At 68.8% G+C, this 15,365-nt stretch carries 14 protein-coding genes and 1 tRNA gene; 8 read left to right on the forward strand and 7 right to left on the reverse strand.

All coding sequences use genetic code 11. The features are described from left to right. Positions 1-44: 44 nt before the first annotated feature. Positions 45-1,601, forward strand: coding sequence for a transcriptional regulator (locus tag ACQPYE_RS18005; RefSeq protein ID WP_498722511.1), 1,557 nt, complete (start codon positions 45-47; stop codon positions 1,599-1,601). Here the strand turns inward: ACQPYE_RS18005 and ACQPYE_RS18010 are convergent. The 3 genes from ACQPYE_RS18010 to ACQPYE_RS18020 all read right to left on the reverse strand — a co-directional run bounded on the left by ACQPYE_RS18010 (position 1,590) and on the right by ACQPYE_RS18020 (position 4,026). Next, entirely contained in the window at positions 1,590-1,940 is a 351-nt protein-coding gene (locus ACQPYE_RS18010; protein ID WP_498722513.1) for a signal peptidase I, read from the reverse strand. The genes ACQPYE_RS18005 and ACQPYE_RS18010 overlap by 12 nt on opposite strands. After that, positions 1,937-3,505, reverse strand: a complete 1,569-nt coding sequence (locus tag ACQPYE_RS18015; protein ID WP_498722514.1) for a transcriptional regulator — start codon at positions 3,503-3,505, stop codon at positions 1,937-1,939. The genes ACQPYE_RS18010 and ACQPYE_RS18015 overlap by 4 nt, the downstream gene beginning before the upstream one ends. 137 nt (positions 3,506-3,642) lie before the next feature. Beyond that, positions 3,643-4,026 (reverse strand): helix-turn-helix domain-containing protein, encoded by a 384-nt coding sequence (locus ACQPYE_RS18020; RefSeq protein WP_106614129.1) that lies wholly within the window; start codon positions 4,024-4,026, stop codon positions 3,643-3,645. Positions 4,027-4,193: 167 nt separating this feature from the next. Between ACQPYE_RS18020 and ACQPYE_RS18025 the strand changes: the two genes are divergently transcribed. The 6 genes from ACQPYE_RS18025 to ACQPYE_RS18050 all read left to right on the forward strand — a co-directional run bounded on the left by ACQPYE_RS18025 (position 4,194) and on the right by ACQPYE_RS18050 (position 9,640). After that, positions 4,194-4,388, forward strand: a complete 195-nt coding sequence (locus ACQPYE_RS18025; protein WP_498722516.1) for a helix-turn-helix domain-containing protein — start codon at positions 4,194-4,196, stop codon at positions 4,386-4,388. Continuing rightward, positions 4,385-4,714 (forward strand): WhiB family transcriptional regulator, encoded by a 330-nt coding sequence (locus tag ACQPYE_RS18030; protein ID WP_498722517.1) that lies wholly within the window; start codon positions 4,385-4,387, stop codon positions 4,712-4,714. The genes ACQPYE_RS18025 and ACQPYE_RS18030 overlap by 4 nt, the downstream gene beginning before the upstream one ends. After that, positions 4,711-5,043, forward strand: coding sequence for a hypothetical protein (locus tag ACQPYE_RS18035; protein WP_498722519.1), 333 nt, complete (start codon positions 4,711-4,713; stop codon positions 5,041-5,043). Before ACQPYE_RS18030 ends, ACQPYE_RS18035 begins: the two co-directional genes overlap by 4 nt. Continuing rightward, complete coding sequence (locus tag ACQPYE_RS18040) at positions 5,040-5,651, forward strand: hypothetical protein (RefSeq protein WP_498722521.1); 612 nt, start codon at positions 5,040-5,042, stop codon at positions 5,649-5,651. The genes ACQPYE_RS18035 and ACQPYE_RS18040 overlap by 4 nt, the downstream gene beginning before the upstream one ends. Then, positions 5,648-7,741 carry a cell division protein FtsK gene (locus tag ACQPYE_RS18045; protein ID WP_498722523.1) on the forward strand — a complete coding sequence of 698 codons (2,094 nt, stop codon included), beginning with the start codon at positions 5,648-5,650 and terminating at the stop codon, positions 7,739-7,741. The genes ACQPYE_RS18040 and ACQPYE_RS18045 overlap by 4 nt, the downstream gene beginning before the upstream one ends. Positions 7,742-7,879: 138 nt before the next feature. After that, complete coding sequence (locus ACQPYE_RS18050; protein ID WP_498722525.1) at positions 7,880-9,640, forward strand: recombinase family protein; 1,761 nt, start codon at positions 7,880-7,882, stop codon at positions 9,638-9,640. Here ACQPYE_RS18050 and ACQPYE_RS18055 read toward each other — a convergent pair. Then, positions 9,622-9,704 (reverse strand) — tRNA-Leu (locus tag ACQPYE_RS18055). The two genes, ACQPYE_RS18050 and ACQPYE_RS18055, sit on opposite strands and share 19 nt — an antisense overlap. A 335-nt stretch (positions 9,705-10,039) precedes the next feature. On the opposite strand from ACQPYE_RS18055, the gene ACQPYE_RS18060 reads away from it, so the two are divergent. Then, positions 10,040-10,282 (forward strand): hypothetical protein, encoded by a 243-nt coding sequence (locus ACQPYE_RS18060; protein WP_498722527.1) that lies wholly within the window; start codon positions 10,040-10,042, stop codon positions 10,280-10,282. Between the two features lie 551 nt (positions 10,283-10,833). Here ACQPYE_RS18060 and ACQPYE_RS18065 read toward each other — a convergent pair. The 3 genes from ACQPYE_RS18065 to ACQPYE_RS18075 all read right to left on the reverse strand — a co-directional run bounded on the left by ACQPYE_RS18065 (position 10,834) and on the right by ACQPYE_RS18075 (position 15,328). Further along, the gene (locus ACQPYE_RS18065) at positions 10,834-12,018 is read right to left on the reverse strand and encodes a hypothetical protein (protein ID WP_498722528.1); all 1,185 of its coding nucleotides are present in this window, start codon (positions 12,016-12,018) and stop codon (positions 10,834-10,836) included. A gap of 80 nt (positions 12,019-12,098) precedes the next feature. Then, positions 12,099-13,544, reverse strand: coding sequence for a class I adenylate-forming enzyme family protein (locus ACQPYE_RS18070; RefSeq protein ID WP_498722530.1), 1,446 nt, complete (start codon positions 13,542-13,544; stop codon positions 12,099-12,101). A gap of 44 nt (positions 13,545-13,588) precedes the next feature. Then, on the reverse strand, positions 13,589-15,328 hold the full coding sequence (locus tag ACQPYE_RS18075) for a glycosyltransferase (RefSeq protein ID WP_498722531.1): 1,740 nt from the start codon (positions 15,326-15,328) through the stop codon (positions 13,589-13,591). Between the last annotated feature and the right edge of the window lie 37 nt (positions 15,329-15,365).

The following is a 15,365-nucleotide window of genomic DNA, read 5'->3' on the forward strand; positions in this document are numbered from 1 at the left end:
GCAGAATCAGCCGGTGAGAGGTGGTCATGCGGACGGCGCGGACGGTGCTTGAGCAGAAGATCTGGGACCGACAGCAGACGCTGGAGGAGTTCGCCGAGTACGTCGAGGTTTTCGCGCGGGAGGCTGGAGAACCCGGCACGATTAGCTTGCGTCACCTCCACAGGCTGGCGGCGGGGCGGAGGTCGTCGGGGCAACCGCTCGGTCCGGTCCGGCCGGTGACTGCTCGGCTGTTGGAGAAGATCTTCCGGACCAGCATCCACGAGTTGTTGGCGGAACCTTCGGTTGCTGGGTCCGCGGGGAACGACATCGGCAAGTTGGACGTGCGTGCGAACGCCGACTTGGCTGACATGGCGGATTGGTTGGACGAGCGGGCCGGGTGGGCGCCAGGGGAGAGCCGGGCGAAGGTTCACGCGAAGCTCGCCACCTTCGAGGCGGGCACGCTGGTCGATCGGCGGTATCGGTGCGCGAGGGTGAGTCGAGAGCAGATCGTTCGTGCGCTCCGCGCGTACTACCGACGTGGAGTCGCTGAGCACGACATGTACCGCGTGCGTTGTGGTGGTGAAGACGTCAGGACCAGCATCCTTGCTCGTCCCGAGTGGCTTGATCAGCCCGCTTCGTTGACGGCGGAGAACGACCGCCTGGTGCTCGCCGGCCGCCGTGATGGCCCGCGCGCTGCCCTGAGTGAAGCGGCGGCGGAAGCTGCTGTGTCACGGCTCGCGGAGTGGGCCGCTCTGGACGTGCGGGTCATGAACCTGCCGCTCTACCGACTGCTGCGCGTAGACGTCGGCTCGGCCATCGAGGGCACAGTGGGGCTGGTGGACTTCGCCGAGTACGCGTTGACGGCGGACCTGCTCGAAGGCGAGCTGGTCGAGGCGGTGGTCTCTGGTGCGGGAACGGGTGCGCTGCTGCTTCGGGACGAGTTCTTGCCGAGTCTCGATGCCGTGCTCGACCTACCGGGACGCGTGTGCGCAGGCGGTGTGCTGGCGCTGTGTGCGATCGCCCGTCCGCGTGATCCATATCGTGGGGCGCCGGACTATGCGCTTCTAGTGCAGGAGCGGTCCGGGCATGTGCTCAACACGTCCGGGCGGTTGGCTGTTGTTCCGAAGGGCTTCCACCAGCCGTTGACCGATGTGCGGGCGGACGCTCGTGTCAGTGCCACGCTGCTCCGTGAGCTGGAGGAGGAGCTGTTCGGCCGAGACGAGGTGGACACCATGATGGGGGAGAGTCGGGCGGCTTCGCCGATGCACCCTGGTCGGTGGTCTGCGCCGATGAGGTGGCTGCGCGATGATCCGAGCAGGATGCGGACGGAATGCACCGGGTTCGGGTTCAACCTGGTAAGCGGGAATTACGAGTTTGCCAGTCTGGTGGTTATCGAGGATGAGGAGTTCTGGACGCGCTTCGGCGGAGCGGTGGAAGCCAACTGGGAGGCGTCCGGGTTGCGGTTGTATTCGAGCCTTGATGAGGAATTGATCGCTGATTTGGTGACGCACGAGTCCTGGAGCAACGAAGGGCTGTTCGCGTTGCTCCAAGGACTTCGGCGGCTTGCGGAGATTGGAGGCTGGCGGGTGAAGCTGCCGGCGATCGAGGTGTCAGGTCTGTGACGGCCACCGGACCGTGAGGACGGTCGAGTCTTCGAGCGCTTCCCACGAGTGGTCGACGCCAGCGCCCCACATCACGTAGTCGCCGGGTCGAGTCATGGTGGTGTTGCCCTCGGTCGTGTCGACCCGGAAGTTGCCCTGTACCAACAGAACTAGGGTCGTTCGCTGGTCGTCGGAGGTCCACTCGACACGCTTGTCGCCAGCCGGGTGGTCGAACCACTTGACCTCAACGTCCTTCTGGGACCGGACGCCCTCGGACGGGTCGATGAAGTGGCCTACCAGCCAGCCGCGGGTCACCGCGCCGTCTTCGTTGGCGTTTCCGGCTTGCCAGTTGGCGGTCACTCTGTCTCCCATTCGATCGTTGGCAGGTTCACGCGGTTTCCGCCGATTTGCTGTAGACGGCGGAGGCCCTGGAGGAGCGCGAACAGTCCTTCGTTGCTCCACGCTACATCGTTGGCCAGTTCTTCTAGACCCTCGGTGTCGAGGCTGGAGAACTGACGGAGGTTCGCTGCTTCCCAGTTCGCACGGACTTGTCCGCCGAACTCCGTCCAGAACTGTTCGTCTTCGATGACGATCAGGCTGGCGAACTCGAAGTTGCCGCTGACGAGGTTCAGGCCGAACCCGGTGCACTCCATCCGGAGACGGCCAGGCTCGGCGAGCAGCCAGCGCATCGGCTCGGACAGGCGGGTCGGGTGCATCGGGTCCGCGTGGCGCTGGTCGCCGACCGTGTTGTCGATGTCGTCGCGGCCGAACAGCTCCTCTTCCATCTCGCGGCGGAGCGTCGCGCCGATCTGGGCGTCGGCCCGGTAGTCGGTCAGCGGCTGGTGGAAGCCCTTGGGGATCACGGCCAGGCGGCGAGCGGCGTTGATGACGTGGCCTGAGCGTTCCTGGACCAGCAGGAAGTAGTCCGCTTCGCCGCGGAACGTGTCGGCTGGTCGTGCGATCGCGGTCAGGGCGAGAGCGCCACCAGCGCACATGCGGCCGGAGACGTCGAGCACCGAGAACAGGTCGGGTAGGTAGGCGTCGCGGAGAGGCAGGGCACCGGGGCTGATCGGTTGGCCGGTGGTGAGCGCGTCGACCAGCTCGCCTTCGAGCAGGTCCATCGTCACCACGTACCCCACGAAGTTCGTCACGCCGACGCTGCCGCCGAGCTTGTTCCTTTGGACACCCACGTCGAGCAGTCGATACAGCGGCATGTTGACCATGCGGTTGCCGAGCGCCAGGGCTTCGGCCAGCCGTTGGGCCGCGCGTCCGGCGCTCTCCTCGGTCATCGTCTGATGATCGTCCGGGGTTACTGCGGAGAGCTTGAGGCGGTCGTGGGCCGGGATGAGCGGGCAGTCGAGGTCGAGCCAGTCCGGGTGCGTGAACACGGTCGTGGACGCGCGGGTGGTGGAGCCGAAGCGGGCGGCGTAGCGGCCGTGGCCGGTGGTGGTCGTGCCGTAGTAGTCGGCGAGCGCGCGTGCGGTGTCGCTTTGGTTCACCCGGCCTCGGCGGACACCTCGGTCCTGTAGTGCGCGGACGTCGAGGCGAAGGAGACGGGTCGCGACGTCGCGTCGTGCCGTTCCCGGCTCCCAGCCCGCGTGCTGGTCGAGCCAGTCGAGCGCCGCGACGATGTTCGGGTCGGAGCTGAGCCGTAGTTCGGCGTCGGCTGCCGAGCCGTCTGGGAGGTCGAGCTTCGGTGCGATCAGGGCGGCGAATCTGGCTTTGACGGCGGCGTCGGCTTGGTCGTGGGCGGTGTCGAGGAGCTGTTGCATCTCGGACTTCGGCTTGAGGTCCGGTTTCTGATGCCAGCCGGCGACCGTGCGGACGGCGATTCCCAGGTGCTCCGCGAACGCTTCGTTCGTGAGGCGCATGGCTGCCTGGAGTGCGCTGGCGGTTCGGCCGGTCCAGCCCTCGTGCAGGCTCATCTTCTCGCTATCCCCCCGGAGCGATGTGCACTGGTTGTGCAGTGGACGTGCATCGGTGATGCATGGGGTCGAAGGCGCTTCCGCAGTGGAATTGAGCCATGGAAAACAGCTCGCTCTACCAGCGGAAATGCATCGCGCTAGCGGCGGTCGCGGACGTGTTCGATCACGGTCGAGAGGTCCGACTTGAGGTCGTCGAGGCGGTCGGTGATGTCGTTGAGCCGTTGCTCGAAACCGTCCAAACGGGACCAGAGGCTGTCGGTGGGGTTGGTGATCGGCTCGTCGGCTTCGGGTGGCCTTCGACCGTGCAGCACGGAGTCGAGGTGCTGGGGGTGCCAACCGAGGGTTGTCGACAGGGACTCCAAGGTTCGCGGGCTGCGGCGGCGCTCGACTGTGTGGTGCTGGATCTCGCGGACGATCGCCTGCGAGACGTGCGAGCGTTCCGCAAGCTCCCGTTGACGCCAACCCAGCTCATTCACGCGCTGGTTGATGGCCTTGGCGACTGCCGCCCAATCCTCCGACACGTATTCCTCCGCGCTCCGCCTCAGCGCTGAGATTAGCCGTTCTCCGCTGTTCCGTGACGTGACACGGCGCATTTCGCGCCGGGTGCGATCAAACGCGCCTTCCGTTGCGCTGAAATCAGCAATCTAGAGCTGAAATCGTCAGCTCGATTAGTCGAAGGGCATTTCTGATGCGTACTTCTCTGCCTTCTTCCGGCTACACCGTTCGGCAGGCCGCTTGGCTGCTCGGCGTCGAGACGGCCACGGTGCACCGCGCTGTTCGGCTCGGACGTCTGCCGCTGGTGCGGCGGCGCGGCCGGTTCGTCATTCCGGCGAACGTGCTGGTGCGGCTGCTCGGCGAGCCCTGTTCGGGAGGCACGCCGTGAACCTGATCTCGATCGCTTGGGAGCTGGACCGGCTCCGATGGGTGCCGAGCGCGGTGCTGGCCCTGGTCGTGGAACGCGACGGGCTCTGCATGGAGGCGTTCCCGGACCTGCCGCCGTGGGTTGACGAGGAGATGACCGATCGGGAGTTGGCCGCGCGCATGTGCGCCGGCTGCCCGGTGCGGGACGAGTGCTTGGAACTGGCGTTGCGCACGGCCGGTGCGGACACGGTCGGTGTATGGGGCGGGCTGGCTGCCGACGATCGGCGCGAGCTGCACCCGCACTGGCTGCGACGCGGTGAACGGGTCGAGAGGGGGTCGCGTTCATGAACGCTCTCAGCGTCACTTCGACGCAACTGCTCGCTGGGCTCGGCGTGGTCCTGGTGTTGCTGCTCGTCTGGCGGGCTGGTGTTCGGCGAGCGAAGGCCGCAGCGAATGCGGCACGGACGAGTGCGCGGCTGGTGTCGCTCGCGGGTCGGGTGGCCATGAACGCGGTGTTCATCGTGCTCGTGCAGTGGGTGGTGATCACCCATCGCGGTGACGGGTGGTTGCTCCTGGCGGTGCTCGTCGTGCCGGCGCTGTTCGCGTCCTACGCGTTGACGCGGGCGCTGACCGTGACGACGTACGAGCCGTCTCGTCGTGGGGGTGAGCGGCGATGAGCGAGCCGGTCGAGCGGGTGGCTCGGCAGGTGGACCGGCTGTGCTGGACGGGGATCTTGCTCGGGTTGGCGTTCACGATGACGAACGTCCAGCAGTTCGCGGCGGCTGGTGCGCAGGTGTGGTCGCTCGCCTGGTCCGCGGCGTGGCTGCTCGATCCGATGGTGTCGCTGGTGCTGTTGGCGATCCTCCGGGCCGAGCAGGTCACCGCCCGGTATGGCGTCCGGATGGGCGGGTGGGTGCGTGCGGCGAAGTGGTTCACGCTCGCGGCCACGTACGTCATGAACACCTGGAGTGCGTTCGTGGCCGGCTCGGCGGCGCTCGTGGTGCTGCACTCGGTGCCGCCGTTGGTCGTGTTCGTGGCGGCGGAGGCGGTCACGGAGTTGCGGGACAAGCTCGGCGCGGCCGTGAACGCCGCGCCGAGCGCTCCGCCGGCACCGGTGCCTCCGGCTCCGCGGACGTCGTTCGCGGACTACCTCGCGGTGGCACGGGCGGCGCGGACGCCGGACGTGAAGGTGACGCCGGCGTGGGTGCGAGAGGTCACCGGGTGCTCGCGTGGGCTGTCGTCACGGCTCGCGGCGGCGCTCGCCGAGGACGGGGGCCATTCATGAACGGCGACCTGGTGCCCGCTGAGCCGGTGCTCGATGGCGAGTTGGTCAGTGAGCCCAAGACGTTGGTTCGGCGGTGGGGGAGCGGCTGGCGGCGAGCCGGTGTCGTACCGCCTAAGTTGAAGTCGTCACAATTGCTTCAGTGTTGGTTGAAAGACACACTCAGATGGCTTGTGCATCTGCCGAGCCGGTTCGTCGGCGGAATCGGCAGGGGAGTAGTCGTAGCGGCTCGCGCGTGGCGGCGCTGGGTTCGGGTGCGGGACTACCGAGAGGCCGCCGAGCAGTCCGAGAAGTTGGCGGACAAGTTCGTGGAGATCCGCGCGTTGACGCTGTTCCGGTGGAAGGTCACCGGTGCTGTGGTCGGGGCTGTCGCGGCGGTGCTGCTCGTGCTGTACGTGCTCTATGGCGGGATTGTCCTGTGGAGTGCGGCCGGGTTGGCGTCGGTGGCGCTGGCGATCGTGGGGCGTCGGAAGGACGGCTCGCCGGGGCGCAAGGCGGTGTTGGGTGGGCCGCGCACGCTGGCTTGGACGATGGACTCGCAGCTCCTGGTCGACGCGTTCCGGGATGCGAAGCTGATCGGCAAGGACGAGACCTTGCGGTTGGTCGAGCGCGCGGCACGCGTGGGAGAGGGCTGGGCGGTCACGGTCGACCTTCCGGCCACGCGGAAGGCTGCCGACGTCATCAAGCACCGGGACGCGCTCGCGTCGGCGCTGGCGGTGGATGAGGTACAGCTCATCGTGGAGCGGGTCCGTGGTCGCGGTGGGCACGCGGGGCGGGTGGCTCTGTGGGTCGCTGACGAAGACCCGTACGCGGGTCCGCCGTTGAGGACGCCGTTGCTGGATGTGGAGCGGTGGGACGCGTGGCGGCCGGTGCCGTTCGGGCGGGATGCGCGGAACCGGCGGATTGATCTCCCGTTGGTGTGGACGTCGTTGCTTGTAGGTGCGATACCTAGGCAGGGCAAGACGTTCGCGACGCGGTTGGCGGCCGCTGGGCTTGTGCTGGACCCGTACGCGCGGCTGTACGTGTTCGACGGTAAGGGCGGGAAGGACTGGGAGGCTGCTGAGCAGATCGCCTACCGGTACGTGTGCGGGGACGAGCTTGAGCACGCGTACGCCGTACGGGATCACCTCGTGGAGTTGGTGGCAGAGGTCCAAGCGCGCTATGCGCGAATGGCCACTTTGGACGATGAAGTGTGCCCGGAGTCCAAGATAACGCCAGCCATCTCGCGGGATGCGGACCTCGGGATGCCGATCACCGGAGTGGTGATCGATGAGGTACAGGTGTTCCTGGAGAACCCGACGCGTGAGCAGGTCGGTGGCAAGAAGACCACGCTCGGCGCGTACATCGCTGACCTGTTGACCTACCTTGTGCGCAAGGGACCGGCGGCCGGTGTGGTGGTCATCCTGGCCACCCAGCGGCCGGACTCGAACACGATCCCGTCGCGGCTGCGGGCGGTGCTCGGCTCGCGGTTCGCGTTGCGAGTGATGGACTGGCGCGACTCGAACATCGTCTTGGGCGAGCAGATGAACACGCGCGGATACGACGCTTCGACCCTGCTGCCGAGTCACAAGGGTGTCGGCATCCTGCGGCCGGACGGCGAGACGGACGCCGGGGCGGACATGGTCGCCATGACCGTGCGGACGTACTACATGCCCAACGCCGAGTGGCGGGTGATCTGTGCGCGGGGGCGAGCGCTGAGGGAAGCGGCGGGCACACTTGCCGGTCACGCTGTGGGTGATGGTGCGGCACGTCCGATCGACTCGACGTCGGTGGTCAAGGCGATCGTGAGCGGGACGGCTGATGGATGGGTCGTGGACCTGCCGGAACCGTTGGCGGCAGTCGTGGACTACCTCGGCGAGGAGCTGGACGAGCGCGAGTTCGTGCCCACGTCGGAGTTGGTCGAGGCACTGGAGGTCGAGGCGGTCACGTTCGCTCGCGAGATGAGCGAGCTGGGGTGCAAGCCGCTACGGCAGTACGTGCCGGACGGGGAGACCTCACGCCGGGTTCGTGGCTACCTGACGGCCGACATCCGGGCGGCTGTCGAGCGGGCGGCGGCTGATGAAATCGGCTCGCAGGCCGGTGATCAGGCATGACCGATGACGGCCGTGTCACCGTGCGCCTGCCGGATGAACTTCCTGTGCTGACACCCGCTACCAGCCGCATACTGCTTGCCATACTGGTCGAACTGACCGAGGTGGAGGTCTTGGACGGACCTCCGGGAGGAGGTGACAGTGACTGTTGAAATCAGCCGAGACCCGTGGGCGACGCTGGACGAGCTGCTGGGCGTCGAGGTGGTCGAAGCGATCGAGGACGGTATCGGGCCTGTAGCGGTCTACGGGCGGTGCTCGACGGAGGACAACCAAGATCCCGAGACGTCGCGCGGGTGGCAGTTCGGCAACGCGCGGAAGTTCGTGGAACCGCTCGGCGGTGTCGTCGCTGAAGAGTTCTTCGACGTGGGGCAGTCGCGGTCCGTGCCGTGGGAGCGTCGAGAGGAGGCTGCTCGGCTGCTGGCGGCGTTGAAGAACCCGTATCGCGGGTGGAACGCCCTGGTGGTCGGGGAGGGCACTCGGTGTTGGTTCGGCAATCAGTTCTCGCTCGTCGCGCCGAAGTTCGCCGCGTACGGCGTCGATCTGTGGGTGCCGGAGCTGGGCGGGAAGTTCGACGCCCGGAACCCGTCACACAAGATGCTGATGAGCGTGCTCGGCGGTATGAGCGAGTCCGAGCGTCAGCATGTGCAGGCTCGTGTCCGCGCGGCGATGGATGCGCAGGTGGTCAATGAGGGTCGGCACCAGGGCGGACGTGCGCCGTACGGCTACGTGGTCGTGGACGGCGGTCCGCATCCGAATCCGCGGAAGGCGAGTGAGGGCTACCGGTTGCGGGTGCTGGCCATTGACGAGCAGTCGGCGGAGGTGGTCCAGCGGATCTTCGCCGAGTACGTGAGCGGCCGAGGTGACCGGGCGATCGCAACGGGCCTCAATCGTGACGGGATTCCGTGCCCGTCTGCTCGGCGGCCGGACCAGAATCGGCACCGGTTGGCCGATGGTTGGCAGGGGAGCACGGTGCGTGCGATCTTGGACAACCCGAGGTACACGGGGTTCGCGTTCTTTGGGCGGTGGGCTCGGCAGGAGATGTTGCTCGACCCTGACGACGTGGCGGCTGGCTACGTGATCCGCTTCCGGCGGGCGAGCGCCGATCGGATCGTGCGGTCCCGCAAGCCAGCTCATCCGGCGATCGTGAGCGTCGAGGAGTTCACGCAGGCGCACCTACTGCGCAAGTCGAAGTCCGCCGGCGGGCTGAAGACGGCACGCAAGACCGAGCGCGCCGAGCGGCCCACGAAACGGCCGTACCTGTTCCGGGGCATCGTCAGGTGCACCGCCTGCGGTCGGAAGATGGAGGCAAGCCCACGGGCGCGCGGCGTGTACTACCGGTGTCCGGCTCGGACGCTCGCGCCCGGATCACCTGCGCTCGCTACGCATCCACCCACGGTCTACCTCCGCGAAGACGTTCTCCAAGAAGCGGTGAACGGGTGGCTCGGGCGATTGTTCGCGCCGGAGAACCGGGACCGGACTGTTGCGGCTCTCGTGGAGTCGCAGGGAACGAACGGCGCGGCAAACGGCAGGGAGGCGGCGAAAGTGCGGCTCGCCAAGGCGGAGGCTCAGTTGAGCCGGTTCCAAGAGGCCATCAAAGCCGGAATTGACCCGCTGGCGTTGGTCGAGCCGATGAACGAGGCGCAGGCGGTTCGGGCTGCCGCGCGGGCGGAGCTGGAGGGGACACCGGCACTGGACGCGCTGAGCGCTGCCGAGGTGCACGCGATGATCGACTCACTGGGTAACGTCGGAGCGGCCTTGGCCGATGCTGAGATAGAGAGCGTGGCGAGCCTCTACAGGGCGGTTGACCTGCAAGTTCGCTACACGCACACGGCCCACGAGGCTGATGTGATCATCAAACCCGTGGGCCGTGTGAATAGTGCGCGTGTCCGAGGGGGGACTTGAACCCCCACCCCCTTTCGGGGACTAGCACCTCAAGCTAGCGCGTCTGCCATTCCGCCACCCGGACTCGGCTCTCGCCGTGGTGTGGGCATAGATTACATGATCGTCTTCCAGGGTCCAAATCGGGGGGTCTGGTTGGTGGGCTGTGGGGGTTTTGGCTGGTCAGGGGGTTGGGGTGAGTGGTTGGTTGGTGAGGGCTGCTGGGGGGGTGAGGGGATGTTGGGTGGCGGGGTGGGTGGAGTGGTGGCCGGTGGGGGTGGCTGGTCGGGTGTTGGTGGTGGGGAAGGGGCTTGTGGTGGGCGTTGGGAGGGCAGGTGGGGGTAGGACCGGGGGTCGCTGTCCGGTTCATCGTCAGCCTATTGGGCACTGGTATTTGTTGTTCCGACCGGCGACGCTGACGCGGTGACTAATGATGTTCCACCTCTCATCTACGACGACGTGACGGATCTGGTGCCGGTCATGCTTCCGGCCGACGTTGCGACTCGGCTCGACATCGAGACCGAGCGCACCGCGCTCGCACTGAGGAACCGTGTTCCTGTCTCGGTTATTCGCGCCACGCTGCTCGCCGTGGGTCTGGATCGGGCGCACGTTGCGGCCAGTGCCCTTGTTGCGCGAGCTGCGAATACGGATACACAGAACCCCTGATCACGGCAGCGTCACGGCGCTGCTGCTGCCAGCCCCGTGTTCACTTGAACACGGGGCCGGTTCGTGTTGGGTGAGGGGCGACGCTCACGATGTTGCAGGTGATGCCCCTTTTGGGCGTCGCCGAGGAGGCTGATGGGACGCTGCGGACGGTCCATGGTCGTGGTCAACGTCTGAGGGGTGGGCGGGGGCCATGGGGTGCGCAGGCTGTCAGGTTGTGCGGGTGGGGTGGCTGGGCGTATGTGGCGTTACTTTGGTAAAAGGTCTTGGGGTGGTATCCGGTGGTTGAATGCGGTCGCTATTTCGAGGGTTCGTGTGAACGGTCATTGGGGGGGTGTGTGTGGGGGGGTGCGGGTGGGAGAGCGTTGAGGAGTAGAGGTGTGGGGGTGGTGCTTTTTGTGTGGCCAGGGCTTCGTCCAGTTGGTTTCCGTTCGTCGTTGAAGGTGATGCGCCGGCTAGTACAAGGGGTCGGGGATCGCGTTGCCGTAGGGCCAACACGTGGTGACGTCGCCCGATGGGGCACGGCTGGCTTGTCACCCGCAACGGGGGTGGGGTTAGAGGTGGCCGGTGGGGAGGCGGCCGTTGGTGAGGTCCGTGACTTGCTCGGGGGTGAACGGTGGGTTGAGGAGGTCGGGTCGGTGGGCGTGGCAGCGGAACATGTCGGCGATGTAGTGCATCCGGTCGGGTAGGTCCGACCAGTCGCGGGCGGCGGTGTCGAGGAGGCTGTCGGTGGTCGGGTCGACGGTCTTGAGCAGCGCGAGCAGGTCGGGGTCGGTCAGTTCGGTGAGCAGCGGCGGGAACTCGGAGTTCAGGTCCTGGCTGAGGTCGAGCAGTTCGCCGCCCGGCAGCGCCAGCGTCATGAGGTGCTCGGTGATCACCCGACGGGCCAGCGCACGGGCCTGGTCGGCGAGCCGTTCGCTGGCCAGCCGCACGGGCGCGCGGCGGCCGAGCACGGTCAGGAGCACGCGCCGCAGCCACTTGACCACGCGGTTGCCCGGCAGGAGGAGGTCGAGGACCCGGCGTTCGAGGTCGCGCGGGTCGACGAGGGGCGCTTCCAGGGCGGCGGTGATCTCCGGCTGGAGGCGGGTCTGCTCGTGCAGGCCGATCTCGATGTTGGCCAGGAGCAGGAGCTCGGCCCGTTCCTTCGGGTCGACGGCGGACATCGCTCGGTGGTAGTGGGTGAACGCCTGCCGGAGGTAGCGCTGGCCCTCGGGTGGCTCTCCGGGGCGGAGCGTGGCGCAGAACCCGTCGAGGTCGTCGGCGGCATCGGCCAGGAAGCGGGCGAACTCGCGGGCGATCTCCTCGAAGACCTTGAGGTTGCCCCGCGCGGACGCATCACCGGCCGCGTCGAGCCGGGTCGCGGCCACCACGGCTCGGCGCACCGACCGCTCGGCGTGGTCGAGGACGTGGTGGGGCACGGCTCGCCGCAGGCTGCGCACCAGCAGGTCGACGGCGGCGGTCGCCTCGGGCGAGGTCTTCAGCATCCGCTCCAGTGCGCGGGCGGGGTCTTCCTGCCGGATGGTCTGGCCGACCTGCTTGGACGCCCACACGGCGAACGTGCACCAGTTCGCGGACCCGCCGACCCTGTCGGCCAACGCCCGCGACAGCCGGTGGTAGCAGTGGGTGATCAGGAGGTTCCGGACGACCGGGTCGGGGTGCGCGGCGATCTCGTCGACGTCGGCGACCGTGGGCGGGCCGCCGTCGTGGAGTGCCCGCACGTCGCCACTGGTTCGCGTCATGGATCGCCGACCTTCCTGCCCGAGGTGTACACGTGATTCGTCGTCGGGAAGGCGGCGAATGTGACAGCCCGGTTCCGGGATCAGGGCCGCCAGGTCCGCACGACGTGGCGGCGGAGCTTGCCGGAGCCGGTGCGCGGCAGGGAAGGCACGAAGAGGATCTTGCGGGGGACCTTGTACGCGGTCAGGTGGTGGCGGGTCAGGGTGGTCAGGGCGTCGGCCAGCTCGGTGTCGTCGAGCGGGCCTTCGGTGCGGACGACGTAGGCGTGCAGTCGGGACGAGCCGTCGTCATCGGTGACGGCGCAGACGGCTGCCTCGCGCACCAGGGGGTGACCGGCCAGGAGTTCTTCGACCTCCAGCGGGTGGATCTTGATGCCGCCCACGTTCTCGATGTCGTCCAGGCGGCCGGTGACGGTGACGTAGCCGTCGGGGTCGGTCGAGGCCAGGTCGCCGGTGGCGTACCAGTCTGCGGTGCGCTTCGCGGTGCCGTCATCGTGGACGCCGAGCGTGATCGTCGGGCCGCGCACTTGCAGACGGCCGATCATGTTCGGTTCGAGGGGTTCGCCCCGGTCGTCCACCACGCGCACCTCGAACGGCGGGAGGGGACGTCCCGCGGTGCCGAAGCGGCGTGCGGAACGGGTGTTGTGGGTGAACGCCTGGCCGACCTCGGTGGTGCCGATGCCGTTGAGCAGGCGTTCGCCGAGGACCTCCATCAGGCGCTCTTCGAGCGCGGCGGAGAGGACTTCGCCTCCGGTGGCGGCGAGGCGCAGGGTCGCCAGGCGGTCGCTGCCGGGGTGGGCGACGAGCTTGCGGTAGAAGGTGGGCACGGCGAACAGGGCGGTGACGTCGTACTTGTCCACGATCGCCAGCACGTCGTCGACCAGCGGCGCCTCCGGGTTCAGCACCACGCGGCTGCCGCTGAGCAGGGGGAAGAACAGGGAGTTGCTCAGGCCGTAGGCGAAGTACATCTTCGACACCGAGTGCACGACGTCGTCCGGCCCCAGCTCCAGGGCCGGCACGGCGAACGAGCGGTGGTGCAGGATCGGGTCGCCGTGCAGTTGCGGGCACAGGCGGGGCGCTCCGGTCGTGCCCGAGGTGAAGGTCGCGTACACCTGATCGTCCACGGCACGCGGCGTGACCGGGACCGGCTCCCCGCCGTCGAGGGCGGTGAAGGTGGTCACCGGGAACCCCTCCGCCGAGAACCCCGGGCGGCCCACGACCAGCGCCGGTCCGGCGGAACGCAGCACCCGCCGCAGTTCGTCGGGGTGCAGCCGGGGGTTGACCGGCACGGCCACGGCCCCCGCGTGCGCGGCGCCCAGGAACGCCAGGACGAAGTCCGGTCCGTCGTCGAGCACCAGCACGACCCGGTCACCCGGCCGCACGCCCGAACCGGCCAGGGCGCCGGCGACGCTTGCCGCACCGGCGTACACGTCGGCGTGCGTCAGCATGGCGCCGTCGACCTCGTAGGCGGGCCGGTCCAGCCACCCTCCGGCGTCGGCTCCGGCACGCAGCGCGTCGACCAGGTTCATCCAAGGGCTCTTCCTGCTCGGGCCCGCCCGGGGGCGGGGGCACGTCACGGGGTCGCGCGCAGTGCGGCCACGTCCGAACGCCACCGCAGCACCACGTCGAACAGGCCGGCGACCGCGGCCAGCTCGGTCAACGGCGTCGGCCCGCCGCGCAGCGCGGCGACGAAGTCCGCGTACGCGCCGCTCACCGGCGGCACGGCCAGGTCAGCAGCGAGGTCGGCGGTCAGGTCGGTGGCGAGGGCGGCGCCCGTGACCGAGACATGGAACCGGGGTTCGCCCCAGCCGAGCTCGATCGACCCGGTCACCCCGCCGGCCACGGCCACCGCCCGCACCCGGGACCGGGTCGCCGCCACCGTCCGCACGTCGGTCACGGGCACGCCGAGCACCCGTTCGACGGCGTCCAGCGCGTCCGGGCCGAGTTCGGTGACGAGGTCGTGGCCCTCGGGTCGGTCCACGTGCACCGCGAAGCCCTCCGCGCCGCCTTCGGTGACCGCCTTGCCCAGCTCGACCAGTTCCGGGTGGTGCGCCCACGGCAGGTCGACGGAGCACCGGCCGGGCGCCTGCCGCGCGGCCTCGACCAACGGTGCCAGGTCGTCCACGGCCCGCTTGTCCAGCAGCACGTGCAGCCCTCGGCGCAACGCGGTCAGCGCCGCCGCCGTGTCCGGCGCCGACACCACGACACCCTCGGCGGGAACCGTCTCCACGAGCCGCGTGCCGTCCCGCAACGCCCACGGGGCACCGTGCGCGCGTGCGGTGTGCAGCAACGCGCGCACATCGGGATCGGCCACGCCGACCACCCGCACGCCGCGCATTGCCGGCACCGCGTCCGCGCCGACGAGCACGACCCGCACGTCGGCGGGCTCGGCGGTGGCCAGCGCGCGGTCGCTGGCGAAGAAGCTGAGGTCCGCCGCAGCGGAACCCGGGTCGGCGGGCACCGACACCCGCGGCCGGTCCAGGTCGGTGTAGTCCTTCTCGACCGGTACCCACGCCAGGTCCGCCGCCGCGTGCGTCGGCCCCGTCGCGAAGACCTCCGCCCAACGGCTGCGGATCACGCGCGTGTGGCGCTTCCAGATGGGCAGCTTGTCGTGGCCGACGTGGTTGAACGTGGTGCCCTCGAAGTGCCGCATCGCCACCGAGCCGACGTAGCGCAGCCGCTCGCCGTCGGCGCGCAGGCGACAGCACAGGTCGACGTCCTCGCACAGCGACACCGGGTCGAACGACTCGTCGAACCCGCCGACCCGTCGGAACGAGCTGTGCCGCACCATCAGCGCGGCGGTGGGCGCCCACGATTGCTCGCGGTGTTCGCGGTGCTCCGCGCCGAAGGGCTTGCCCCGGCCGACGGGTCCGATGCGGCCGTCGGCGGTGGACGCGCCGCCGGCGCACTGCACCAGTTCGCGGTCACCGGGGTAGAGCAGCAACGGCGACACCGCGCCGAGCCCGGGGTCGGCGGCCAGTTCGGCGGCGAGCACCTCGACGACGTCGGGGTCGTCGACGAGCACGTCGTTGTCGAGGAAGAACAGGAACTCGCCGCGCGCCACCGCCGCGCCGACGTTGCGCCGTTCGCTGCCGCCGCGGTCGTCCTCGTGCCGCAGGACCGTCATCGGGCGGGGGTGTTCCAGCGCGGCCAGGTGCTCGGCGGTGCCGTCGTCGGACCCGTTGTCCACCACGACGACCTCGAACGCGCCGGACGCGTGGGCGAGGGACGCCAACGCCCGGCGGGTGTGCTCCAGGCGGTTGCGGACCAGCATGACGACCGAGACCAGGCCCGGTACCGGGGACGGGTTCACACTGCGCCCTTCACCGAGGGAATCGTGCCGGTGCGGC

It is taken from the genome of Actinosynnema sp. CA-299493, assembly GCF_050946825.1.
Taxonomy (GTDB): Bacteria; Actinomycetota; Actinomycetes; order Mycobacteriales; family Pseudonocardiaceae; genus Actinosynnema.

Bases quoted from the DNA above. Each gene is read 5' to 3' on its own strand.
- ACQPYE_RS18035 (WP_498722519.1), top strand. From the start codon at position 4,711: ATGAACGCTCTCAGCGTCACTTCGACGCAACTGCTCGCTGGGCTCGGC.
- ACQPYE_RS18045 (WP_498722523.1), top strand. From the start codon at position 5,648: ATGAACGGCGACCTGGTGCCCGCTGAGCCGGTGCTCGATGGCGAGTTG.
- ACQPYE_RS18040 (WP_498722521.1), top strand. From the start codon at position 5,040: ATGAGCGAGCCGGTCGAGCGGGTGGCTCGGCAGGTGGACCGGCTGTGC.
- ACQPYE_RS18025 (WP_498722516.1), top strand. From the start codon at position 4,194: ATGCGTACTTCTCTGCCTTCTTCCGGCTACACCGTTCGGCAGGCCGCT.
- ACQPYE_RS18015 (WP_498722514.1), bottom strand. From the start codon at position 3,505: ATGAGCCTGCACGAGGGCTGGACCGGCCGAACCGCCAGCGCACTCCAG.
- ACQPYE_RS18070 (WP_498722530.1), bottom strand. From the start codon at position 13,544: ATGAACCTGGTCGACGCGCTGCGTGCCGGAGCCGACGCCGGAGGGTGG.
- ACQPYE_RS18065 (WP_498722528.1), bottom strand. From the start codon at position 12,018: ATGACGCGAACCAGTGGCGACGTGCGGGCACTCCACGACGGCGGCCCG.